The organism is Pseudothioglobus sp. nBUS_23, assembly GCF_051201565.1.
Taxonomy (GTDB): domain Bacteria; phylum Pseudomonadota; class Gammaproteobacteria; order PS1; family Pseudothioglobaceae; genus Pseudothioglobus.
Window position 1 is genome coordinate 1,104,201 of sequence record NZ_CP179200.1, and the last position, 24,375, is coordinate 1,128,575.

Consider the following 24,375-nt stretch of genomic DNA (forward strand, 5'->3'; position numbering starts at 1 on the left):
TACTACTTACCGGAATTTATCTGTGGGAAAACTTTCCAATAACGACGCAATTATCTTTGTACAAAATAATGTGGAAGGGGATGTTGTAGTCTGTAATGAAGGGTTGAGTTTCTGGGGGGGTGTTGATCCTAATACAGGAGTAATTATTGATATTCACCACCCTAATTGTGGAGAACAGCTTTCTGGAAAAATTTTACTTATGCCCACTTCTCGAGGCTCATGCAGTGGAAGTGGGGTATTGCTGCAGCTAGCGCAAAATGGAAATGCGCCAGCTGCACTTATATTTAAAGAAAATGAAAACATCTTAACTCTTGGAGCAATGATTGCTGAAAGACTCTTTAACAAAAAAATTGCAATATTGCGTCTGAAGCCTAACATTTATAATTTATTATCTTTACAGAAATCTGTAAAAATTGATAATCTTAAATTATATTTCTCAAGTACCTCAATTAATTTATGTCAGCCTGATTTAAATAGAATTTACTTAAATGATTCAGATAAAAAAATGTTGTCTGGTAATCATGGTAAAGCCACAAAAATTGCAATGGAAATATTATGTTTGATGGCTGCTTCTCAGAATGCAGATAAATTAATCGATGTTTCTAGGGGTCATATTGATGGATGTATCTTGGCACATGATGCTAATCTCAATTTTGCAGAAAAAATGCTTGATATGGGCGCGCGTGTTATTATCCCAACTACAATTAATGCAATCTCAGTAGACAGGGAAAATTGGCAGTCACAAGCTGTAGCTCCTGAACTGGGTGATAAAGCTAGCCGACTTGCTGATGCCTATGTCAAAATGGGTGCTTATCCAACATTTACATGTGCGCCTTATTTTTTAAGTGAAAAACCAACTCAAGGCGAAGTTATTGGATGGTCTGAGTCAAATGCTGTTATTTATGCAAATTCTGTAATCGGAGCTCGGACTCAAAAGCATCCAGATTATTTAGATTTATTCATAGCCATGACTGGGCGCACTCCAAATACTGGTGTTTATTTGGAAGATAATCGAAAGCCTAGTTGCGAAATTAGAATATCACTACCTTTGAAATTTGATGAGTCTATTTGGCCAATGATAGGTTGGTTGGCTGGCTATAAATCACCAAATGGAATTCCAGTTTTAATTGGCCTTGAAGATACTGTACTGAGTAATGATGATTTAAAAGCTTTATGTGCAGCATTTGGTACAACATCTGCCTCTCCAATGTTGCACATTAAAGGACATACGCCAGAGGGTGAATTGCCATCCACTTTAGATGCTGTCACTTCAACTATAAGGCCTAATGATTTATTAAATTTGTGGCAAAAATTCAATACTGGCAGTAACAAAATAGATTTAGTTGCAATTGGGAGTCCTCATGCATCTCCTGTTGAGTGTGAGAAGTTTTTGAAATTGTTATTGGAAAAAAATCAACCTGTTGTTGTTCCAACTATTTTGACTGTTGGGCGAGAAACCCTATCTAAATTAAAAGACTATGGGAGTTTAAATCAACTTTCCAAATTAGAAGTTCAAATTATCCCTGATATTTGTTGGTGCTCAATTACTGAACCAGTTTTTCCATCAAAGACACAATCGTTAATTACTAATTCTGGCAAATATGCTCACTATGGTGAAGGTTTAACAGGTCGAAATATCAGGTTTGGAAGTTTATACGACTGTGCAATCGCCGCTTTAACTGGTTTTGTTAATAATGAGCCTCCTGATTGGTTGAACTCCTCCACTTAAAAATTATTGATCTCTACTTTAATTTGCCAAAAAATAACATTCTAGCAGTCTCTGAAAGCTCTATATTTGGCTCTGAATTGTAAGCTAAGACTGACAATATTCTGGTTCTATCTCCAACAGTTGGGGTTACACGATGAATTGCATCTTTGCCTCTAAAAAGAACCAGCGAACCATTTTCCATCGCTAGTTTTTTAGGTTTGCATTGCCCATTTATTAAATTCAAAACTTGATCATAGTTGTTATCATTATTTTTTGAGTTTCTAAAATCCCTTATATACTCAAATTCACCACCCGCCTCAGGCTTCTGAATGAGCAAGGTAATTGCAAATGATGAGTTGTCGAAATGCCAACCAAGCTCTTGCCCAGTCTTTGCATAGTGTATATTGATTGAAGATAAATTATCATCATATTTATATAGACTCTCTTCATTAAGAACACTACAAAGAAACTCCTTAAAGTCCTCTGAATCATAAAGAGCTCTCAATGCTGAGCCATTTGGAATCTGATCATCAGTTATGCACCCCTTTGAGGAGACTACTGTTCTATTTCTTGGATGACTCTTATGGTAATTATTGTCAAAAGGGTCTAAGTAAACATTGTGTTCATTTACACAATAATAAGCTAATCTTTCTTGCTGTTTGGCCTCTTCAAGAATACTTCGAATAGAGTCTGACAAAAGAAAGTTTTTAAGAACTAAGACTCCATCCTGCTCAAGCATTGATTTACATTTTGATCTATACTCCTGATCATCAATGGGATGACTCTTGGTATTTAAAATTGAAGTGAGTTTATTGGTTTGGTTATTCAAATCAAAAATTAGACTATTTGTTTTAAATATAATTTTAAAGATAATTGGTCGGAATGAGTCGACATGTTAATAGATAATTAAACAAAAAAAATTAGCAATCAAATGATTCATTTTGGACAGATATCTAGTGAAGAGTTCTTAGCTGAGTATTGGCAAAAAAAGCCATTACTCATTAAGCATGCAATACCGAATTTTATTTCTCCCTTTTCTCCAGATGAGCTGGCTGGACTCTCTTGCGAGGAAGAGTTCGAATCAAGAGTAGTCAAAGGCTCAACTCAAAGAAACGATTGGACTCTCGAGAGCGGTCCTTTTAAAGATGATTATTTTGAAAATATGCCCAAAAATGATTGGACGCTTCTTGTTCAAGGTGTTGACAAACATATTCTTGAAGTCTATGAAATAATCGAAGAGTTCAACTTTATACCTAGGTGGCGCTTTGACGATGTTATGGTTTCATTTGCTGCCCAAGGAGGAAGTGTTGGACCACACTATGACCACTATGACGTTTTTTTACTTCAAGGCCTTGGAAGCAGGCATTGGCAGATTAGTTCGCTGGATTGTCATTCTAATAATTATGTTAAAAACAGTGAGCTAAGAATTATGGAAAGCTTTCGGGAGGAGGATACATTTATTACCGAACCTGGTGATATTTTATATGTACCCCCAGGAATTGCTCACCACGGAACAAGTCTTGATACTGAATGCATTACACTGTCATTTGGCTACAGATCTTATTCGGCCTATGAAATGATGGAGGCGCTTAACTTAAAGCCCCATAAAAGCAATATTGACTATTATATTGACCCTAATTGGCCAACAGAACTAGGTAATGCAGAAATTTCTAATTCAGCCGTTAATCAAGCATTAGAGCTTTTAAATTTAGATCAATTACCAACTGAGTTTTTTGGGTGCTTCGTAACAAAATTAGATCTCTTTGATCAGCAAAAAATTAGCGAAATGATGCTTTTTGAGGAGCCGATAGAAATTCAAGAATCTGTATCCTATATTTTATCTCCCATATGTCGCATTGCTTACCAAATGATTAAGAACGAGATTCATGTTTTTATTAACGGAGAGTCTTTTGATAGCGAAAACTTTGATAGTGACTTACTAGTAAAATTTTGTAACTCGAGATTGATAACAGTTAATAACCAAAACATCTCACTAGCTAAAAAACTCTCTTCCCTTTATCTATTAGAAAAAATTTCCAATCATTTTTGAATTTCTAAATAGCCTCAATTCAGTTAAAAACATGCTGTTTTGAGGCATGATTACATCTACTAAATTTGTATATTTGTAGATAGAATTAGGGGATAATTCAACTGTTTTGTGGATTTTGGTAAGTTTTATCTCAAGCATACTTATATGGTATGTTTTATATAAAGCTTATTGCGTTAAACCATAAAACACTTTTAATTTTATTGGAGTAACACAATGGACATGAATATAGTTCAAAAAAGTTTTACGTTTGGCAACAGCCAAATTTCATTTGAAACGGGAAGAGTCGCTAGGCAAGCTCATGGAGCAGTTTTAGCTAGTATGGACGACACCCAGGTACTGGTATCGGTAGTTGGCGCGAAAGAGGCGAAGCCAGGTCAATCGTTTTTTCCACTTTCTGTAGATTACATTGAAAAAACATACGCTGCTGGAAAAATCCCCGGTGGTTTTCTTAAAAGGGAAGGCAGACCTAGTGAGAAAGAAACTCTTACATCACGACTGATTGACCGCCCTATTCGACCGCTATTTCCGAATGGCTACATGAATGAAGTTCAAGTAATGATTCAGGTTATATCATCAAATAAAAATGTTGATCCTGATGTTTTAGCAATGATTGCTACATCTGCGGCTTTAGCTATCTCTGGGGTTCCATTTAAGGGACCAATTGGTGCTGCAAGAGTTGGCTATCAAAATGGTAACTACACAATCAATCCAACATATAGTGACCTTGAGTCATCAGAGCTGGATATGGTTGTTGCAGGAACTAAAGATGCGGTCCTGATGGTTGAGTCTGAGGCAAGTGAATTATCTGAAGAGGTAATGTTAGGTGCTGTCATGTATGCACATGAACAATTCCAAGTTGTTATCGATAGTGTCGCTGAATTTGCTAAAGAAGTTGGAGTATCGCCACGCGAATGGATTGCACCTGAAGAAAATGAATCCCTCTTAACCTCTATTAAATCCAAGTTTGAAAGTCAAATTTCTGAAGCATATCAGACAGTTGATAAGATGGATCGTTACGAAAAAATGGGTGAAATTAAAGACGCTGCACTCGAAGAGTTTGTTAGTGAAGAGGATTCAATTAGTGATGATGAGGTTAAAAATTACATTAAAAAAATCGAAAAATCAACAGTTAGAGAGAGGATTTTAGCTGGTGAACCTAGAATTGATGGAAGAGACAACTCTACTGTTAGGGAGTTATCTATTGAAACTGGAGTACTGGAGAATACTCATGGTTCTGCACTTTTCACAAGAGGTGAAACGCAGGCCTTAGTTGTTACGACTCTTGGCTCAAAGAGAGATGCACAGCTTATTGAAACACTTGAGTCAAATGATCGCATCGAAGATCATTTTATGCTTCACTATAACTTTCCCCCATACTGTGTAGGTGAGACAGGTCGCGTAATGGGTGTTAAAAGACGTGAAGTCGGACATGGAAGACTAGCAAGAAGAGGTATTTCAGCTTGCCTTCCAAACCTTGATGAATTTCCTTACACGATCCGTGTAGTGTCTGAAATTACTGAATCTAATGGCTCTAGCTCTATGGCAAGTGTTTGCGGATCATCTCTTTCTTTAATGGATGCAGGTGTTCCTCTTAAAGCTCCAGTTGCTGGAATTGCAATGGGATTAGTTAAAGACGAAGATCGATTTACTGTCTTAACAGATATTCTTGGAGATGAAGACCATCTAGGCGACATGGATTTTAAGGTTGCTGGAACATCAAAAGGAATAAACGCCCTTCAAATGGATATTAAGATTGATGGGATTACCGAAGACATTATGTCTATAGCACTTAAGCAAGCAAAAGATGCAAGGCTTAATATATTAGGTCAAATGAATCAGGTTATTTCAGAACCAAATTCAGCCTCTAAAAATGCCCCTAAAACTAAGGTCATAAAAATACCTACTGATAAAATTAGAGATGTTATTGGTAAAGGCGGGGAAACTATTAGAGGAATTGTTTCTGAGTCTGGTGCAAGCGTTGATGTTGATGATGATGGCAATGTAAATATCTTTGCAAACGATTCTGAAAGCTTTGAAAAAGCGGTTCAGATGGTCAAAGATGTAACTGCTGTTCCTGAAGTTAATAAAGTTTACATGGGCAAGGTAGCCAAAATAGTTGAATTTGGTGCTTTTGTGACAATCATGCCGAACCAAGATGGCCTTTTACATGTGTCTGAAATTGCTCACGAAAGAGTAGAGAAGGTTGAAAACTACCTTAAAGAAGGTGAAGAAGTTGAGGTAAAGGTTCTTGGAATTGATCGAGGAAGAATTAAACTTTCTAGAAAAGTTTTAATCGAAAAGTAATAATGAAAGCCACCGTAAGGTGGCTTTTTTAATGAGAATTAATTATGTCAGATGAAAAAATAGTTGAGCTAGAAGAAAAAATTGCGTTTCTTCAAAATATGATTGATGAACTGAATATGGTGGTTTTTCGTCAGGGTGAAAAACTTGAGAAACTCAACTTAAAACTCAAAGATACGCATAACAAATTACTGGATCAATCTGAATCAATATCTGTTCAAAATGAGGCTTCAGATGATAAACCGCCTCATTACTAAGCGTTTGAATTAATGCGTTTCATCATAATAATTAGTGCAACTCCATTCAGCCCCCAAACAACGCTCAGTAAATACATATTAAAGGTTAGACTTAAGTATTCAGCCAAATAGCCTACCAGAGCTGGCCCAAATATAAAGCCAGAAAATCCAAGGGTAATTAAGTTTGCAACTGTTAGATTTATTGGTTCATCGGTAACTCTGATTGCTAGCCTAAATATTATCGCAATAAAGTTCGCAGTTCCAAAACCAAAAAGAAGCATACCAAAAACAATAATATAGAAATTTGAAGTTAGTATAGATGCAAACATAATCAATCCTGCTGCAATACTCAAATACCCGCCAACAACCTTTTCACCTGCCTTTTTAATCATTTTTGATGCAATCAATCTTGCAGAGATTTCACCAATATTGAATGCAAAGATGATTGCACCACCAAGATACAAAGGAACCAACAAATCTTTTGTTAACCAAAGCGCAGACCAATCTAAGATAATACCCATCGTTGCGTAATTAAGCATCATCAAAATTCCAAAAGCAAGTATTGAATTTTTGGGTAATTTGAATTTAGGAGTTTTTTCTAAATTCTCATAGGACTTATCAAGACCAAATTTGTTAATTAAAAAAGCTCCTAAGATAAGCATATTTCCTGTTATTGAAAAAATTAATACAGGGCTCTCTATGTATTTGATAGTAAAAAAAGCACTAAAAGCGCCCACAAGAGAACCAAAACTAAAGGCTGCATGGTAGAGTGGAGTAAGGACACGAGAAGTTTTACTCTCAATCATAGATATTTGAGATTGGGATGAGGGACTAAAAAGGCCAACAAAAAAACCGAACGGCATGAAAGCAATCAAAAACCAATGATAACTTGGAGCTAAGATTAATAGTAATGGACAGTAAGCTATTCCCAACAAACCGATTACAATTGAATTCTTCGTTCCTATTTTAGGAACAATAAGTCTGCCTGAAACTTGGTTACCAATTAAATTTAATAGCCCAAAAGCAAATAAACCTAGTCCAATTTCTGCTTCTGTTATTTGGAGTCTTTCAGCATTCCATGGAATATAAACAAAGTATATACCAATCTGGAATAAAACAAGGAAAGCCCCCAGGAATGTTGCATAGATGCCTCTGTCGTATGCCTTGGTCTCTTCTTTAGAAATTGCTTGTTCCACTGGACTATGTTTTAATTTTTAAGGCGTCAAAATCAATCAAAAGCCCTTTCCAGCCGTGTTTCATAAAACTTCGAATGTTTAAGTGTGAGCTATCATCTTCAGGGCTATTTAATACTGACTGATAATGCTCAGCAAAGCAATGAAGCACCTCTGACTCTGAAAGTGAATGCATATGACCAAAACAGAATACTTTGGCAGAGCCCTGATTTTCAGATTTCGAGTTGATAATTTCACCATTCTCAAATGCTATATTTGAAAAATGATATTCCGCATCAATTAACTCAATAAAATCAGAGAATTCAAATCCTGCCCCTGATTTTAGTTTGTTCAGATACTCCTTTGTATTCATTAATAACTAGGTATGCATTGGATTAGATTTACCAGAGTCAATCTTCAGTTTTTTTGCTGCCTTATTTAAGATTTTGGCATCTAAACTGCCCTCATCTACTAGGCTGCTTAGGGTGACATAGGTAATATAATTGGCATTCACCTCAAAAAAGTATCTAAGCTCCTGACGAGAATCAGACCTTCCAAATCCATCAGTGCCCAATACTTCATAACGCATAGGAACATATTTACGGATTTGTTCAGCATAGTTTCTCATGTAGTCAGTTGCAGCGATTGCTGGTCCTTTGGATTTGCTTAAACATTGAGTGACATAGGGAGCTTTTTGGGTTTGGCTGTAAAGGTTCTCTCGATCTATGTTCTGAGCCTCTCTGGTTACCTCATTAAAGCTTGTTACGCTCCAAACATGAGACATTACGCCCCAGTCCTTCTCGAGCATATCTGCAGCCTTCTCGACTTCGCGAAGAATTGCACCACTTCCAAGTAACTGGACTTCTATTTTTGATTTCCCTACAGTTTTTAAAGGGTACATTCCTTTAATAATTCCTTCTTCAACGCCCTTAGGCATCTTAGGATGGGCGTAATTCTCATTCATCAGAGTAATGTAATAGAAAATATTTTCCATCTTCTCGTACATGCGATACATACCATCTCTAATAATAACGGTTAGCTCATATGCATATGTCGGATCATAAGATACGCAATTGGGTATCGTATTAGCAACAATCAGAGAGTCGCCGTCTTGGTGTTGTAGTCCTTCTCCTGCGAGGGTTGTTCTTCCTGCTGTCCCCCCCATTAAGAATCCTTTTGCCTGCATATCGCCCGCAGCCCAAGCAAGATCTCCAACTCGCTGAAAGCCAAACTTAGAGTAATAAATATAAAAAGGAATCATAGTAACGTTATGGGATGCATAGGCAGTTGCTGCAGCTATCCAATCTGATATTGCTCCAGCCTCATTAATACCCTCTTGTAAAACTTGACCTTTAATGTCCTCTTTGTACCACATTACTTTGTCAGAATCCTCTGGCTCGTAAAGCTGACCTGACGATGAGTAAATACCCATTTGCCTGAAAAGGCCTTCCATTCCAAAAGTCCTAGCTTCATCAGGAACAATAGGAACAACTCTTGGTCCAATTTCCTTGTCTCTAATTAATAACGATAAGAAACGAACAAAAGCCATGGTACTAGACATTTCTTTTTCTTCGGTCGACTTTAGAAGAGGCTCAAAGGTGTTTAATTGGGGGATGTTAAAAGACTCAAGCTGGAAGCTCCTGGTAGGAAGAAAACCTCCCAAAGCTTCTCTTCTCTCTCTTAAATAAGTTAGCTCCTCACTGTCCTCAGCTGGCTTATAGAAATTTAACTCTTCAGCATCTTTTTTGGTAACTGGAATATCAAATCTTTGAGCCACTTTAACTAGCGCATCTACACCTAATTTTTTTTGACTATGAGTCGTGTTTTTTCCTTCTCCAGCCTCACCCATTCCATAACCCTTAACAGTCTTAGCTAGAATGACAGTAGGTTGACCTTTATGCTCTTTAGCAGCCTTATAGGCTTGGTAAACTTTATTTGGATCATGCCCTCCCCGAGTTAAGGCGAAAATCTCATCATCTGACATATGTTCAACAAGTTTGAGGGTTTCTGGATATTTCCCAAAAAAGTGTTTTCTTACGTAAGCACCATCTTTCGCTTTGTAGGCCTGGTACTCACCATCTACTACCTCTTCCATTCTTTGCTTAAGAAGTCCAGATGTATCATTTGCGAGTAATTTATCCCATCCTCTGCCCCATATAACTTTAATCACGTTCCAACCTGCGCCGCGAAACATTCCCTCCAACTCTTGAATAATTTTGCCATTACCTCTGACTGGTCCATCAAGACGCTGAAGATTGCAATTAATAACAAATATGAGGTTATCAAGCTTCTCTCTTCCTGCAAGGGATATAGCTCCAAGCGACTCAGGCTCATCAGTTTCACCATCTCCCAAGTAAGCCCATACGGTCCTCTTGTCAGTTTTAACAATATCTCGGTGCTGCAAATACTTCATGAATCGCGCTTGAAATATAGACATAATTGGACCAAGACCCATTGAAACCGTTGGAAATTCCCAAAAATCTGGCATGAGCCATGGGTGCGGGTATGAAGACAAACCTTCTTTGTTAGCCTCTTGTCTAAAGTTCAACATTTGATCTTCAGATATACGCCCCTCTAGAAAAGCCCTTGAATAAATACCAGGAGCGATATGTCCCTGAAAAAATATAAGATCTGCGCCCTGGTCTAAATCGTTGCCACGATAAAAATGATTAAAGCCAACTTCATATAAAGTCGCACTGGAGGCAAACGAGGCAATATGACCACCCAGCTCTGAAGAGACTTGATTTGCCTTAACAACCATAATCATTGCATTCCATCTAATAATAGATTTAATACGGTGCTCAACATCATGCTTAACAATAAGTTCGCTCTCCTTTTCAACAGGAATCGAATTTAAATAGGCTGTATTGACTCCCTGAGGCAGATCCATGCCATCCTCATGTGCCATGTCCATCAGCTTTTGCAGAATGTATTTAGCTCTATCTTCACCCCCAAAACGAGCCACTGATCTAAATGCTTCTAGCCACTCAATAGTTTCTTGGGGGTCAATATCTTTTTCAGACATAAAATATCATTTTTTGTAAAAAATAAGAATCTTATTATCCCTTAAAAAGACCCAAAAAACCAATCAGGTCGAGCTATATTTTTAAAGTTTAGATACTGTAAAATATTGTTCTTCTCAATCAATAAAATTATTCATGAAAATTCCAAGTTCAATCTTTAAAGCCTATGATATTAGGGGTATTGTAGAAACTGAATTAACGCCCGAAATTGTAAAGCTCATAGGCAGAGCAGTTGGCAGCGAATCGATCAAAAAAGGTGAAAGAGGTGTTGTTGTGGGAAGAGATGGAAGATTATCTGGCCCTGAACTCTCTGAGGCCCTTATTTCCGGTCTTATCGAGAGTGGTTGCCATGTTGTAAATATTGGTATGGTGCCCTCTCCAGTTGTTTATTTCGCGACTCATACAAAGGCAGCTTCTTCAGGAGTCATGATTACTGGGTCCCATAATCCAGCTGAATATAACGGATTAAAGATTATGATTGCTGGGGAAACACTTTCAGCAGAAAGAATTCAAGATTTGTACTCAAGAATCATAGAGAGTGACTTTTCGAATGGTCACGGAACATCGACCTCTATCAATATCGATCAAGACTATATTGATACCATCAAGTCAGACATACAGATAAAGAAAGAGCTCAAGGTAGTCATTGATTGTGGAAATGGTGTTGCAGGTAGTATCGCACCTAAACTCTTCGAAGCCTTAGGAATGAAAGTGTCTAAATTATTCTGCCTTGTTGATGGCAGGTTTCCTAACCATCATCCTGACCCCTCAAAGCCTGAAAACCTGGAGGATCTGATCCAAGAAGTCATCGAATCGAATGCTGATTTAGGGCTTGCGTTTGATGGCGATGGTGACAGACTTGGCGTTGTAGACAACAAGGGAAAGGTGATTTGGGCTGACCATCAAATGATGCTTTATGCAAAGGATGTTCTCAGCCGGAATAAGGGAGCACAAATAATTTATGATGTTAAATGCACCTCTCTTCTCCCAAAGCTTATTTCTGAGAATGGTGGCAATCCAATCCTATCTAGAACTGGTCATAGCTTTATCAAAAAGAAACTCAAAGAAACCAATGCTGAGCTTGCTGGAGAGATGTCAGGCCATATCTTTTTTAAAGAGCGTTGGTATGGCTTTGATGATGCCCTTTATACTGGCGCAAGACTGTTAGAGATAGTCTCAAATAGTGACAAGACATGCTCTGAGATTTTTGATGAATTGCCTGTCAATCTGAGCACGCCTGAAATTAATATCAACTTTGAGAAGCACGGTCAACAATATGAAGCGATGGAATCATTATCAAACAACATAGACTTCCCTGATGCAAGCGTTAACACTATTGATGGCTTCAGAGTGGACTATGAGGATTGTTGGGGTCTCGTTAGGCCATCAAACACCACCCCTTGCCTGGTATTGCGCTTTGAAGGAATTGGTGTAGCTGAACTCAACAAAATCCAAGAAAGATTTAAAAAATGGCTTGAGGGGAGCGGCATTCCAGCAGAGAATTTATAGTTGGAAATTCTAAAAAAATAGGTATAAAATACGAATTTTTTATCCTTGAACAGATACTGCCTGTTCAGTTCATTTTTTTTGGAGTTTGTAGATGGAAGGACATGTCAACTTTACGCTATCGGATCGCTTACGAAAGTCGCCCTATTACGAATCTACGCTGAAAGCGGGAGCCAAAACCTTTACAGTTTATAACCACATGATTATGCCCACCTCTTATGAGGGAGCTGAAGCGGATTACTGGAACCTTATGAATAACGTCACCATGTGGGATGTTGCTGCTGAACGCCAGGTTGAGATTACTGGAAGTGACGCCTACAGGTTTGTAGAATATATTACTTCGAGAGACCTCTCAAAACTTCAGATTGGCCAAGGAAAATATGCCCTCATTACAGACGAAAATGGAGGGATTATTAATGACCCTATTATCTTAAGACTAGGCGAAAGTCATTTTTGGCTATCGATTGCAGACAGCGACGTACTCCTTTGGACACGTGGGCTTGCCTGTGGACTTGGATGGGACGTTAATATTTGTGAGCCAGATGTTTCTCCTTTAGCAATTCAGGGCCCTAACCATTTGCCTTTAATGATTGATTTATTTGGTGAATGGGTTAAAGATGTTAAGTATTTCTTTTTTAAAGAGTGTGAGCTAGAGGGAATCCCTCTTATTGTTCAAAAGTCAGGCTGGAGCAAACAAGGAGGCTTTGAACTCTATCTTCGTGACGGATCACAAGGTGATAAGTTATGGGACATCGTTGCTGGTGCAGGAAAGAAATATGACATTAAGCCAGGAACCCCAAATAATATCGAAAGGGTAGAGTCGGGACTATTCTCATGGGGAAATGATATGGATATCAATAGTAACCCGTTAGAGCTCCCATTAGGTAATTTTTGTCAACTGGATAAAGAGGCTGATTACTTAAGCAGGGAAGCTCTTCATAAGATACGCTCTGAAGGTGTCACCAAAAAACTTGTTGGACTGATTGTCGATGGCGATCCATTTATTGGCGGTTGTGCCAGCCCATGGCAGGTCATGAGTGATAATCAAATGTGTGGCAAAGTTTCTAGTGCTGCTTACTCTCCAAGATTAAAAATTAATATGGCTATGGCGACAATAGATAGTGGTCATAATGCAATTGACTCCGAGGTCACTGTTGAAACACCATGGGGTTTAAGATCTGCAAAAGTGACTTCGATTCCCTTTAATTAATTTAGCAGGAAGAACTAAATTGATGCGATTCGCTAAATATGAACAACACTTAAAGTGGTTCGCGCTATTCCTTGGTATCCTTAGCACCATAGCTATTATCAATGACTTATATCCTTACACAATGTTTATTGGGCTCCCTTTTTGCTTAATATGGGTCTATTGTGCTTGGCTTCATACTGAGAAGCAATTGAAATGGATCAATATAATCTTTACTGGGTTATATTCGTTCGGAATAATAAATTACTATATCTAGAACTAAAACCATAATTAACTAATCATTGGTAAGAGTTTGTCAATGGATGTTTTAGCATTCCCATAAAACATTCTTGTATTCTCCTTAAAGAATAAAGGATTTTCAATCCCAGAGTATCCAGTTCCCTGACCTCTTTTAGAGACAAACACATGCTTAGCCTTCCAGCATTCTAGAACAGGCATTCCAGCTATAGGACTGTTTGGGTCATCTTGAGCGGCAGGATTCACAATATCGTTTGATCCAATTACTATAGCTACATCTGTGTTAGGGAAATCATCATTAATCTCATCCATCTCCAAAACAATATCATATGGCACTCGCGCCTCTGCCAAAAGAACATTCATATGACCAGGCAAACGTCCAGCAACTGGATGAATGGCAAAACGCACATCTTTGCCTTGAGCTCTTAACTTACGCACTAATTCAGAGACTGACTGTTGGGCTTGTGCTACAGCCATACCATAGCCTGGAATTATTATGATGCTGTCAGCATCATTTAGAACAGAAGCCACTTCATCAGCCTCAATAGCATTTTGTTCACCCTCAATCTCCATTTGTGGGCCCGAATACTCTCCAAATCCACCGAGAATAACACTCACAAAAGACCTGTTCATAGCTTTACACATAATATAAGACAAAATAGCACCAGATGATCCTACAAGAGCCCCTACAACAATCAGAAGATCATTTCCAAGACTAAATCCAATTGCAGCAGCGGCCCATCCAGAATAGGAATTCAACATTGATACAACTACTGGCATATCTGCGCCACCAATTCCCATGATCAGGTGATAACCAATAAAAATCGCAAGAATCGTTAAGACAATTATTGGCAAAAGTCCGCCTGAATTTAAGTACCAAATCATTGCTATTACTGACACAATAGCAGCAGTTGCATTTAGATAGTTACCCCCTGGCAGTTTAGTGGCTGCTGAAGTTACTTTGCCTGCCAACTTACCATAAGCAATGATTGAACCCATAAATGTGACAGCACCAATCCAGATACCCAATGAAGACTCAACTCGGAGTATGCTAATCTCAACATCTGATTTTTTAGCAAGAAGTGCGGAGAACCCTTCAAGTGTTTTTTGAATCGAATCATCCATTGACGCTACATTGATGAGTTCAAAATGTGTATTAAATCCAACAAATACTGCAACAAGGCCCACAAGTGCATGCATCCCAGCAACTAACTCTGGCATTTGAGTCATTTCGACTTTTGAGGCTAACTGATAACCTGCAAGGCCACCCGAAGCGATGAGTATAAGGGATAGCCACCATAATCCAAATCCAGGGCCAACCAAGGTCACAGAAACAGCCAATGCCATAGCAGCAATGCCATACCAAACCGCACGTTTTGCGCTTTCTTGACCAGAGAGCCCACCAAGTGAGAGTATGAACAGCACAATTGCAATAACGTAAATAGCTGTAGTGAATCCCATTTCCATAATATCGCTCTCGTTAAGATTTTTGGAACATGGCAAGCATACGCTTTGTTACTAAGAAACCACCAAATATATTGATGCCAGCTAAAAATAAAGAAACTGCTGCGAGTATGAAAACTGTATAGCTTGTTGATCCTATTTGCAGAAGTGCTCCCAATATAATTATTGACGAAATGGCATTGGTGACAGCCATAAGAGGGGTATGCAGTGAGTGGCTGACATTCCAGATCACCTGAAATCCCACAAAAACTGACAAAATAAATACAATAAAATGTTGCATAAAGCTAGCCGGTGCATAGATACCAACCAGGAATATTAGGATGCCTCCAATAGTCAATAAGGCGACTTGATTTTTGGTTTGTTTTTTAAAGGCGGCAACTTCCTCAGCACGAATTTCTTCTGGGGTTTTTTCTTGGATTTTTTCTTTTGGCCTTGCTGCAATAGCCTGAACTTTTGGTGGAGGCGGTGGATAGGTAATTTCACCATCATGAACTACTGTAGCCCCGCGGATAATGTCGTCCTCCATGTTATGCACAATCACGCCATCTTTTTCTGGAGTTAAATCTGCAATCATGTGTCTAATATTGCTAGCATAAAGCATACTGGCTTGCTCAGCCATTCGACTTGGAAAGTCGGTGTAACCAATAATGACTACGCCATTATCAGTAACGATGCGCTCATCCATCTCAGTAAGCTTACAGTTGCCGCCTTTTTCAGCAGCTAAATCGACTATTACAGAACCCGGCTTCATGCTAGCAACCATGTCTGGTGTCCAAAGCTCAGGCGCCTCTCGATTTGGGATCAATGCTGTTGTAATGACAATATCTATTTCAGGCGCGATCTCACGAAACTTTGACAATTGCGCTGCTGAAAACTCAGGTGATGATACAGAGGCATATCCACCAGTCGATGCACCATCTTCTTGTTCACTCTCAAACTCAAGGAAAACGAATTCAGCGCCCATAGATTCAACCTGTTCAGCGACCTCTGGTCTTACGTCAAATGCATAAGTGATTGCCCCAAGTGACGTTGAAGTTCCAATCGCTGCAAGTCCAGCAACGCCGGCTCCAACAACCAAAACCTTTGCCGGTGGCACCTTACCCGCAGCGGTCACTTGACCTGTGAAAAATCGACCAAAGTTGTTACCAGCCTCAATCACAGCGCGATACCCTGCGATATTTGCCATAGATGACAGCGCATCCATTTTTTGTGCTCTACTAATGCGAGGAACCATGTCCATGGCGATGACACTAATCTGTTTGGACTTTGCCAGATCCATCAGTGATTCATTTGCTGATGGATTAAAGAATGAAATAAGGGTTTTTTTGGAAGGGAGATTGCTTAGCTCATGCTCACTTGGAGAACGAACCTTAACAATTAAATCACTTGCCTCAGAGAGCGCATCTGCAGAAGTCAAAATTTCAACGCCTTCAGCTTTGTACTTTTCATCACTAAAGCCAGCTGATAGTCCTGCACCTTTCTCAATTAGGCAGTTATGGCCAAGCTTTTGCAGCTGTGCTGCACTTTCAGGAGTTAGGGCAACGCGCTGTTCACCTTTAGTAGTTTCTTTTAAAGCCCCAATTTTCATAATTTTCGTCCTTTTATGACGCGGTCTTTCACCGTATTAAAATGTTTCTATTAGATACTCAATAGAATTTTTATTAACAATCCCATTTCAGCCACTTATTTTTTTCAGCAACACAATAGAATTTTATCATACTATCTAGAAATAGATATATATGTTTTCATATATATGATAATTTAACCTTAGCCTCTTATTCTATCAAAATAGTTTAATTTATACCCATACAAAATTACTGGTCATAAATGAAGTCTATTCACGAATTTTTACAACTACTTTACCTTTTGCGTGCCCTTTAGATAGATATTCAAGAGCTTGAATACTTTCAGAAAATTTATAAGTCTTATCTATTATCGGCTTGATTGCACCTGATTCATACAACTTTGCAATCTTCTTTAACTGCTCACCATTTGGAGACATATACAAAAACCTATATGATGCATTCATTTTTGATGCTGCTTTAAATACTTTTCTTGCTTGAAAAGCTATGATCATCTGAATTAGCTTATTTAATCCTAATTGTTTAGCAGTAATACTATCAACAGTACCCTTAATAGATACCACCCTTCCTTCATCTTTTAACACCTTGAAAGAATCCATAGTGTGATTTCCTCCAAGAGTGTCATAGACCACATCAAAAACAGAACCTTCATCGAGGTAGTTTTGTGAAGTGTAATCAATCACTTTACCAGCCCCTAATTCTTTCACAAATGAAATATTTTTAGTGCTGGTTGTGGTAGTCACATTTGCCCCAAGATGCTTAGCGAGCTGAATAGCGAAAGTACCAATTCCTCCAGATCCTGCATGAATTAATACGTTTTCTCCTTTTGAGAGTTTTGCTATATCTACAAGTGCCTGGTAAGTTGTAAGACCAACAAGTGGAATACTTGCAGACTCATCAAAGCTTAGGTTTGATGGTATTAGTGCAGTATCTTTAACATTTGACAGAACATATTCGGCCATAGTTCCAACAAAGCTCTCGTTGATTCTCGAATAAACCTTGTCTCCAATCTTAAATTTTCTTACATTTTTGCCGACCTCCTCAACGATGCCACTTACATCTCTCCCAATTCCTGCTGGAAAGGAAACCTTGCCCATGGCTTTATAATCACCTTTAACTATCATGTGGTCAATAGGGTTGAAGCTTGAAGAATAAGTCCTAATTAAAATTTGATTTGCTTCTACTAATGGTTTTGGAATATCTTGCTCCTCTAGGCTTGAATTGATGTCTCCGTATTTTGTGATCATTAATGATTTCATATTTGCCTCTAAATTAACTAAATTAAAAAAAATGATTATTTTAGTTGTATGTACTATAATTACAAGTACACACGAAATTTATACTACTAATATAAAACATACTATAATGAGTAAAATTAATGAAAATGAATCTCCTACAACTGCTGCTATTAAGCTTATTGGAGGAAAATGGAAGCTCTGTATTCTTTGGCAATTATCACAAAAGAAAATGCGTTTTGGAGAGCTACAAAGAGCTGTTGGTGACATTACTCAACAAATGCTCTCGAAGCAATTAAAAGAAATGTCAAAAGACAATCTAATCAAAAGAAAGGTTTATGAAGTCATTCCACCTAAAGTTGAATACTCTTTAACTGCTTTTGGAAAATCTGGAATCCCAGTTCTCATTGAGCTTTGTAATTGGGCTAGTAAAAAATAATTTGCTAGCAATTAATACAGCCAGACTGGTATTAAAAAGACCTGACAGGTCAATTAAGAATGCTCTTTTTGCTTCTCTTGTAGGCGACTGGGATATTGCTAAATGGTTATCTGATGTGCCCTATCCTTATACCGAGAAGCATGCTGAAAAATTTATAAAAAGGTCAAGCCCTGATGATTTAAGATTTAGTGTCTTTTATGACAACATATTGGTTGGGGGAGTTGGGGTAAGTTTTGAAGACCATAATCAACTGGATCTTGGTTATTGGATTGCAAAGGATTATTGGGGCTATGGATTTGCGACTGAAGCATCAATGGGCTTAATTGAATACATAAAAAAAGAAACAAACTTTAAAGCTATCACTGCATGCTACGTTAAGGGTAACAAAGCATCTGCAAATGTTCTTAACAAACTTGGTTTCATAGAGATAGGAGAATGCGAAGAGTACTTTCTTTCTAGAAAAAAGACAATGGATTGTGTCGATTTAATTCTAGACCTAGATAGACAATCTAACTAAGTTTTTTTGACATCTTGATGTGATCGATACCAGCCTCTTCATATATATCACCTTCACAATCAAAACCAAGATCTAAATAGAATCCGTGTGCATGCCACTGTGATGAAAGCCATAGCTTTTCTAATTTAGCCTCCTCTGCCCATTGAATGAGTTCTTGCATCATTAATTTACCAATACCTAGTCCTCGATGCTTCTTAAGCACTGCAACCCTTCCAATATGGCCATCACTCAGAATCCTGCCCGTACCAATTGCTTCATTATCTAAATATACCAAAACATGTTTTGCTTCATCATCGAGACCATCAATTTCAAGCTCTTCAGGTACATTCTGCTCATCGACAAAGACTTCAAACCTGATTTTACAGATGTCCTTTTCGTTGTCTTGATAGCTGCAAATAATTGATTTAGTATTCATTTAATAAGTTGAGTTATGCTCAGACAAAAAATAGATTAATTGCTAGAGCAAAATATACCAAAGCTGCAAGCTTATTTATATTTTTATTTATGGTGCTAGATTTCTTTAGATAGTCCTCAAGGAAGCTTCCAAGAAACGCTACAGATGAAAAAACGCATAAAGCACTCAAAATAAATAGAAACCCTAGAATAAAGATTTGTATTGTTACGCTCCCATCTATAGGGTTAACAAACTGAGGCAGAAAAACCAAGAAAAAAAGTGCAACCTTTGGGTTGGTCAAATTCATCACTATCCCAGTAATATAATAGGATCGGTTGACATTGTCAGCTCCACTTGAACCTATCTTTAACTCATTACTCTGAAGGGAAAGCCAACCTAAATACACAAGGTAGCATGCACCAAGAATCTTCAGACCATTGAACGCAAGTGCACTGGTTTGAAATATGACGCTAACACCTATAGCAACGAGGATTGTGTGGCCGATAAGCCCGGTGCACAAACCTAATGTGGTGAAGAAACCAACCTTCCAGCCCTTTAGTGCTGAATTGGTCATGACGAAAATATTATCTGGACCCGGAACAAGGCTTAGGACAACTGAAGCCATAACAAATGCGATAATCGTTTCTATACCAAGGATCTCAAACATCATTCAATTCTTTCATTTATTAAAAAGTAAAAACCTCAGAGGGGTTTCGATAGGCTTTAAATTCAAGGGCATTCCCTGAATAATCTTCGAAAAACATGGTGGCCTGCTCCCCAGGAAGCCCCTTAAATCTGACATGAGGGTCAACAATAAATGTCATTCCTTTAGATTGAAGTTTGGCCGCCAAGTCATAAAAAATGCCCCACTCTATAACGCACCCATAGTGTGGCATTGGGACAGAGATATCATCAACACTTGAATTAGTTTTACATCTTTGTACGACCCCACCAACGTGAAGCGAGAGCTGATGACCAAAAAAGTTAAAATCAACCCAGGTATCCGTACTTCTACCCTCCTCGCAACCTAACAACTCTCCGTAGAACTGTCTTGTTGAATCTAAATCTTTGACTGTGAAAGCTAAATGAAAAATTTGCATAAATACAGAGTGTTAAGTGGTACCCATAATCAATCCAACAACAATTAAAGTTGAACCTGTCAATCTATTTTGCCATAATATTTTTTTGGGATCAGCCAGTAAAGTCTTTGATATTTCAGCAAGGGTTACATACCCAGCCATAACGAGTAGGTCAATAACAATTAATGTTGCAGTAAAGATAATGCAAGTAGATAGCTTGAGAGCAGTTAAGTCGATAAATAATGGTATTAGTGCAAGAAAAAATACAGTGCCCTTGATATTAGTTAAGTTTACAAAAAAGCCTTGTAAAAGAGCCTTTATAGGATTAAAGGTAAGGCTGCCGTGATCTTCATTAGTATCTATCTGTTCAATTTTTTTTAGCCACTGCATAATTCCTAGAACTATTAGATATAGCATTCCCAATATTTTTATAATTATGAATACTGAAGGGAATTGATTGATTAGAACGCCCAAACCAAATAGCAAAAACAGAATTTGACTGATTAGCCCTAATTGTAGTCCAGCAACTGAAAACATAGCTCTTTTGAATCCATACTGGGTTCCTTGACTGATTGAAAATATAGCCCCTGAACCAGGCGAAATGCTTATGAATAGAGCTGATGCTAACAACCCAAGCCAGACAGTAAGTTCCATAGTTCTGTTATCTTAAAAAGTTAAGTATTTTCTGCATGACAGCTCCAGCAAAAATCGAATGATTGATCGTTCTCCTCTTTGCAGTTGTTGCATTGCCAGCTCTCTAAGTTGCCTTCATGGGATATAGAGTCGATGATTTGTTTTGCTTTATCAAAGTCATCCTTATTCAGCAACCAAACTTCTGGCCAGGTGTCAAAGGGGGCCAGTCCACCAGATGCACTTGATGCAAACTCGTTATTCAGTGTCACGTCAATATCATGACTCATGAGTACATTTTTAACATTAAGAACCATGATACGATTTTCATTAGTGTAAATAAGTCTCATTGCTAACTCAAACCTCTCTAGATAAAGAGCGCAGCTAGTCCTAAAAATGCAACAAAGCCAATGACATCAGTAATTGTTGTCAAAATAACTCCACCTGCAAGAGCTGGATCAATTCTCAGTTTTGAGAGAAGCAATGGAAGAAATGCGCCAGAAAAAGCTGCAACAATTAGATTAGTGATTATTGCTAGCGCGATTATGAGACTCAAAAGCAAGTCAGAGAACCAGTAATATGTAATAAGGCCTATTACCAGGGACCAAATAATTCCATTTAGTCCACTCACAGCAACCTCCTTATTGATTAAAGCCTTAATGTTTGCTGTTGTGACTTTTCCAGTTGCAATACCTCGAGTGACTATGATGAGCGTCTGAGTTCCAGCAATACCGCCCATACTGGCAACAACAGGCATAAGTATTGCAAGCGCTATTTTCTGCTGCAGTGTCGCCTCAAAAAGCCCAATAAAATACACAGCAATGAGAGCTGTGATTAGGTTGACGCCGAGCCAGACACTTCTTTTTTTTGAGCTGTGAATGATAGGAGCAAATACATCCTCATCCTCATCCAATCCAACCATCGACATCACCGAGTGCTCAGCTTGATCTCTTATAACATCAACCACATCATCAATTGTAATTCTTCCAACCAGTTGGTTATCTTCATCGATAACTGGCGCTGAAATTAGATTTCTTTGTTCAAACAATAGCGCCACTTCTGACTCATCTGTCTCAGCGCTTACCGGTTTTGAAAAGTCATTGCTGATGAACTTTTCAACCAATTGCTCTGGCTCTTCTGTCAAAAGTGATGTGATGAGAAGTGAGCCCAAGTAATTAAAGTTTCTATCAACCACAAAAACCTGGTCCGTATCAACTGGCATCTCTTTCAAAAGCCTTAGATATCTTATAACTGCTCTAATAGACACATCTGGACGGACAGTTATAAAGTCTGTATTCATAAGTCCACCAGCTGAATTTTCAGGATAACTGAGTACCTTATTAAGTCGCTCACGATGTTTAAAGTCCAGGGTTAATAAAAGACTATGGACTGCAGACTCAGGCATATTTGGCACAATGTCAGCTAAATCATCAGTATCTAACTTCTCTGTGGCTTTCACTAAGGAATCCACACTCATCTCAGCAATCAGCTGTGACTGTACGTCCTCGTTGACCTCCTTTAAGATTTCTCCCTGAACAGAAATTTCAATGCTTGGCCAAAGGATGGACCTATCTTTTGGCTGAATAGCCTCAAAGAGAAGTGCTATTTCTCCTGGATGAAGTTCTTTGATTTGATGTTTGGCCTCATCATGGTCAGATGCTTCTAGAGCAGTCATTAAATTTTGAAGGCTTACCTCGAAACTAGTAAGCTCTATCTCAGCCATAATTTTTATCCGTTGCGTGACCTGCATAACAAGTAAGACTTGTTATGCAGTTATTACAACATATTATAATTTATATGGACTAACCTCTGTGGTTATGTAGTTTTTCTTTGTGTTTTATTATTTGAGTATCTAGTTTGTTAATTAACTGATCAATTGACACATACATGTCGTTACTTTGTGCTTTAGCAAACAAGTCAGCTCCCCTAACGTGAATTGTTGCTTCTGCGGTTTGAACGTCTTTTTGTACCTCTAAAATCATATTAACGTTCATAACATTGTCAAAGTGGTGTTTAATTTTTGAAAGCTTATCGCTTGTGTGTTGCCTGATGGCAGATGTAATATCGAGATGGTGACCAGAAAGGTTTAGTTGCATTTTTACTCCTTAGATTAATGAAATAAAATTGTTTTTCTTGCAACCATATTGTGTCATAAAAAGCACTCATAGTTTAACTTTTTTATATTGTATATTGACTAAATTACAGAAAGAATGAGTACCAAAATTAGGTTATAATATTGTGTTTATTATTTAAATAAGTTCTTACAGAGATGGTTTCATTAAGCACAAAAAGAAGACTTAATTCGCGAAGATCTTGTCTTCAATCCTATACCCAAGCGGTGGCTGTTTTGTCTTGAATGTAATAATATACCTAATTTCAAAAGCCCCAATTTGGGGCTTTTTTTATTTAACTACCCTAATAATTTTATGTCTAACTTAATGTCTAACTACTCTCCGCTTGATGTCACCTTTGTTAAGGGTGATGGTTGCTGGCTAACAGACTCAAACGGAGTGGAATATCTTGATGCTTTATCTGGTATTGGGGTTGTCAACCTTGGTCATTGTCACCCAACAATAACAAAACAATTAGTAGATCAGTCACAGAAGCTACTGCATACTTCTAATGTTTATCGTATTGAAAACCAAGAGGAGCTAGCTAGAGAATTATGCAATTTGGCCAATATGGATAAAGTCTTTTTCTCTAATTCTGGAGCAGAAGCTAACGAGGCAGCAATTAAAATTGCAAGACTGTATGCGCGCAGCAAAAATATTGAAAATCCAGTCATCATAACTGCAAGTCAAAGCTTCCATGGCAGAACAATGGCAACCTTGTCAGCGACGGGACAAGCCAAAGTTCAGGCAGGATTTTCTCCACTCATGAGTGAGTTTATTCATGTCAAGTATGACGATTTAGAAGGGATTCAACAATTGAAAGGCAACAAGGACATAGTTGCTGTCATGGTTGAGCCGATTCAGGGAGAAGCTGGTGTAATCATTCCGAAAAGTGATTATCTCAATAAGGTCCAAGAGATTTGCAAAAAGAATGACTGGCTACTCATCTTAGATGGAGTTCAGTCTTGTATGGGAAGAACTGGAAAACTTTTTGCACACGAACATAACGACATCACTCCAGACGTACTGTGTCTTGCTAAAGGACTTGGCAATGGTGTCCCAATTGGCGCTTGCCTTGCAAAAGGTGTTGCATCTGAAATGCTTACTCCAGGAACGCACGGGTCAACATTTGGTGGTAATCCGTTGGTTACTGCTGCAGCTTTGGGCGTCTTGGATGTATTTCAGAATACTGATGTGCTTGATAATGTCAATCAAATGAGCGCATACTTTAAATCAGAATTTGATAAACACTTGAGTAATAATCCTGCAGTCAAGGAAATTAGGATCAAGGGGCTTATGATTGGTATTGGTCTGGATAGCGACAAAGTGGATTGCACTCAACTTGTCAAAAAAGCACTTCAAGATAAACTACTCATCAACGTTACCGGAACCTCAATAAGAATGCTACCCCCATTAATAATCTCTAAAAAGGAAATAGACACCTTGATCGGTAAACTTGTTACACTAATAGGTAATTAGGAAT

General features: G+C 38.1%; 24 protein-coding genes. 10 read left to right on the forward strand and 14 right to left on the reverse strand.

Translation table 11 applies throughout. From position 1 onward, the window contains the following. The first annotated feature begins 22 nt into the window (after positions 1-22). Positions 23-1,729, forward strand: coding sequence for a cis-3-hydroxy-L-proline dehydratase (gene lhpI, locus ACMAZA_RS05615; protein WP_435187747.1), 1,707 nt, complete (start codon positions 23-25; stop codon positions 1,727-1,729). A 13-nt stretch (positions 1,730-1,742) separates the two neighbouring features. Here the strand turns inward: lhpI and ACMAZA_RS05620 are convergent, their stop codons facing one another. Next, positions 1,743-2,537, reverse strand: coding sequence for a HalD/BesD family halogenase (locus ACMAZA_RS05620; RefSeq protein WP_435187749.1), 795 nt, complete (start codon positions 2,535-2,537; stop codon positions 1,743-1,745). A gap of 102 nt (positions 2,538-2,639) precedes the next feature. Here ACMAZA_RS05620 and ACMAZA_RS05625 point away from each other — a divergent pair, with 102 nt between their 5' ends. The 3 genes from ACMAZA_RS05625 (at position 2,640) to ACMAZA_RS05635 (ending at position 6,316) form a co-directional block, all read left to right on the forward strand. Then, the gene (locus ACMAZA_RS05625) at positions 2,640-3,758 is read left to right on the forward strand and encodes a cupin domain-containing protein (RefSeq protein ID WP_435187751.1); all 1,119 of its coding nucleotides are present in this window, start codon (positions 2,640-2,642) and stop codon (positions 3,756-3,758) included. Positions 3,759-3,977: 219 nt separating this feature from the next. After that, complete coding sequence (pnp, locus tag ACMAZA_RS05630; RefSeq protein ID WP_435190477.1) at positions 3,978-6,062, forward strand: polyribonucleotide nucleotidyltransferase; 2,085 nt, start codon at positions 3,978-3,980, stop codon at positions 6,060-6,062. Between the two features lie 44 nt (positions 6,063-6,106). Beyond that, positions 6,107-6,316 carry a SlyX family protein gene (locus ACMAZA_RS05635; RefSeq protein ID WP_435187753.1) on the forward strand — a complete coding sequence of 70 codons (210 nt, stop codon included), beginning with the start codon at positions 6,107-6,109 and terminating at the stop codon, positions 6,314-6,316. Here ACMAZA_RS05635 and ACMAZA_RS05640 read toward each other — a convergent pair. From ACMAZA_RS05640 to aceE, 3 genes are read right to left on the reverse strand one after another with little or no spacing between them, the layout of a single operon-like run. Then, the gene (locus ACMAZA_RS05640; RefSeq protein WP_435187755.1) at positions 6,313-7,491 is read right to left on the reverse strand and encodes an MFS transporter; all 1,179 of its coding nucleotides are present in this window, start codon (positions 7,489-7,491) and stop codon (positions 6,313-6,315) included. The genes ACMAZA_RS05635 and ACMAZA_RS05640 overlap by 4 nt on opposite strands. A gap of 4 nt (positions 7,492-7,495) precedes the next feature. Continuing rightward, positions 7,496-7,840 (reverse strand): HopJ type III effector protein, encoded by a 345-nt coding sequence (locus tag ACMAZA_RS05645; protein WP_435187757.1) that lies wholly within the window; start codon positions 7,838-7,840, stop codon positions 7,496-7,498. A gap of 6 nt (positions 7,841-7,846) precedes the next feature. Beyond that, entirely contained in the window at positions 7,847-10,492 is a 2,646-nt protein-coding gene (gene aceE / locus ACMAZA_RS05650) for a pyruvate dehydrogenase (acetyl-transferring), homodimeric type (RefSeq protein ID WP_435187759.1), read from the reverse strand. Between the two features lie 133 nt (positions 10,493-10,625). Here aceE and ACMAZA_RS05655 point away from each other — a divergent pair, with 133 nt between their 5' ends. The 3 genes from ACMAZA_RS05655 (at position 10,626) to ACMAZA_RS05665 (ending at position 13,459) form a co-directional block, all read left to right on the forward strand. Continuing rightward, on the forward strand, positions 10,626-11,999 hold the full coding sequence (locus tag ACMAZA_RS05655; protein WP_435187760.1) for a phosphomannomutase/phosphoglucomutase: 1,374 nt from the start codon (positions 10,626-10,628) through the stop codon (positions 11,997-11,999). 91 nt (positions 12,000-12,090) lie between these two features. After that, positions 12,091-13,206 (forward strand): dimethylsulfoniopropionate demethylase, encoded by a 1,116-nt coding sequence (locus ACMAZA_RS05660; protein WP_435187762.1) that lies wholly within the window; start codon positions 12,091-12,093, stop codon positions 13,204-13,206. Positions 13,207-13,228: 22 nt separating this feature from the next. Continuing rightward, positions 13,229-13,459, forward strand: a complete 231-nt coding sequence (locus ACMAZA_RS05665; RefSeq protein WP_435187763.1) for a peptidase — start codon at positions 13,229-13,231, stop codon at positions 13,457-13,459. 14 nt (positions 13,460-13,473) lie between these two features. On the opposite strand, the gene ACMAZA_RS05670 is transcribed toward ACMAZA_RS05665, so the two are convergent. From ACMAZA_RS05670 to ACMAZA_RS05680, 3 genes are all read right to left on the reverse strand, one after another. After that, positions 13,474-14,907: an NAD(P)(+) transhydrogenase (Re/Si-specific) subunit beta gene (locus ACMAZA_RS05670; RefSeq protein ID WP_435187765.1), complete on the reverse strand. Its 1,434-nt coding sequence runs from the start codon at positions 14,905-14,907 to the stop codon at positions 13,474-13,476. Positions 14,908-14,920: 13 nt separating this feature from the next. Then, entirely contained in the window at positions 14,921-16,492 is a 1,572-nt protein-coding gene (locus ACMAZA_RS05675; protein ID WP_435187767.1) for a Re/Si-specific NAD(P)(+) transhydrogenase subunit alpha, read from the reverse strand. Between the two features lie 246 nt (positions 16,493-16,738). After that, positions 16,739-17,746, reverse strand: a complete 1,008-nt coding sequence (locus ACMAZA_RS05680; RefSeq protein ID WP_435187769.1) for an NADP-dependent oxidoreductase — start codon at positions 17,744-17,746, stop codon at positions 16,739-16,741. A gap of 106 nt (positions 17,747-17,852) precedes the next feature. Here ACMAZA_RS05680 and ACMAZA_RS05685 point away from each other — a divergent pair, with 106 nt between their 5' ends. Together ACMAZA_RS05685 and ACMAZA_RS05690 are read left to right on the forward strand one after the other, a co-directional pair. Next, positions 17,853-18,161, forward strand: coding sequence for a winged helix-turn-helix transcriptional regulator (locus ACMAZA_RS05685; protein WP_435187771.1), 309 nt, complete (start codon positions 17,853-17,855; stop codon positions 18,159-18,161). Position 18,162: 1 nt separating this feature from the next. After that, positions 18,163-18,678, forward strand: coding sequence for a GNAT family N-acetyltransferase (locus ACMAZA_RS05690; RefSeq protein WP_435187772.1), 516 nt, complete (start codon positions 18,163-18,165; stop codon positions 18,676-18,678). On the opposite strand, the gene ACMAZA_RS05695 is transcribed toward ACMAZA_RS05690, so the two are convergent. The 7 genes from ACMAZA_RS05695 to hpf all read right to left on the reverse strand — a co-directional run bounded on the left by ACMAZA_RS05695 (position 18,671) and on the right by hpf (position 22,877). Continuing rightward, the gene (locus ACMAZA_RS05695) at positions 18,671-19,093 is read right to left on the reverse strand and encodes a GNAT family N-acetyltransferase (RefSeq protein WP_435187773.1); all 423 of its coding nucleotides are present in this window, start codon (positions 19,091-19,093) and stop codon (positions 18,671-18,673) included. The genes ACMAZA_RS05690 and ACMAZA_RS05695 overlap by 8 nt on opposite strands. Before the next feature lie 19 nt (positions 19,094-19,112). Continuing rightward, a complete protein-coding gene (locus tag ACMAZA_RS05700; RefSeq protein WP_435190479.1) occupies positions 19,113-19,739 on the reverse strand; it encodes a LysE family translocator in 627 nt (208 codons plus the stop codon). Positions 19,740-19,758: 19 nt separating this feature from the next. Further along, a complete protein-coding gene (locus ACMAZA_RS05705; RefSeq protein ID WP_435187775.1) occupies positions 19,759-20,172 on the reverse strand; it encodes a VOC family protein in 414 nt (137 codons plus the stop codon). A 12-nt stretch (positions 20,173-20,184) separates the two neighbouring features. Next, a complete protein-coding gene (locus ACMAZA_RS05710) occupies positions 20,185-20,805 on the reverse strand; it encodes a LysE family translocator (protein WP_435187776.1) in 621 nt (206 codons plus the stop codon). 20 nt (positions 20,806-20,825) lie between these two features. Then, the gene (locus tag ACMAZA_RS05715) at positions 20,826-21,131 is read right to left on the reverse strand and encodes a DUF2007 domain-containing protein (protein ID WP_435187778.1); all 306 of its coding nucleotides are present in this window, start codon (positions 21,129-21,131) and stop codon (positions 20,826-20,828) included. Between the two features lie 17 nt (positions 21,132-21,148). Beyond that, positions 21,149-22,504: a magnesium transporter gene (gene mgtE, locus ACMAZA_RS05720; protein WP_435187779.1), complete on the reverse strand. Its 1,356-nt coding sequence runs from the start codon at positions 22,502-22,504 to the stop codon at positions 21,149-21,151. Positions 22,505-22,583: 79 nt separating this feature from the next. Beyond that, on the reverse strand, positions 22,584-22,877 hold the full coding sequence (hpf, locus tag ACMAZA_RS05725) for a ribosome hibernation-promoting factor, HPF/YfiA family (RefSeq protein WP_435187781.1): 294 nt from the start codon (positions 22,875-22,877) through the stop codon (positions 22,584-22,586). A 330-nt stretch (positions 22,878-23,207) separates the two neighbouring features. On the opposite strand from hpf, the gene ACMAZA_RS05730 reads away from it, so the two are divergent. Beyond that, complete coding sequence (locus ACMAZA_RS05730; RefSeq protein ID WP_435187783.1) at positions 23,208-24,371, forward strand: aspartate aminotransferase family protein; 1,164 nt, start codon at positions 23,208-23,210, stop codon at positions 24,369-24,371. Positions 24,372-24,375: the final 4 nt, after the last annotated feature.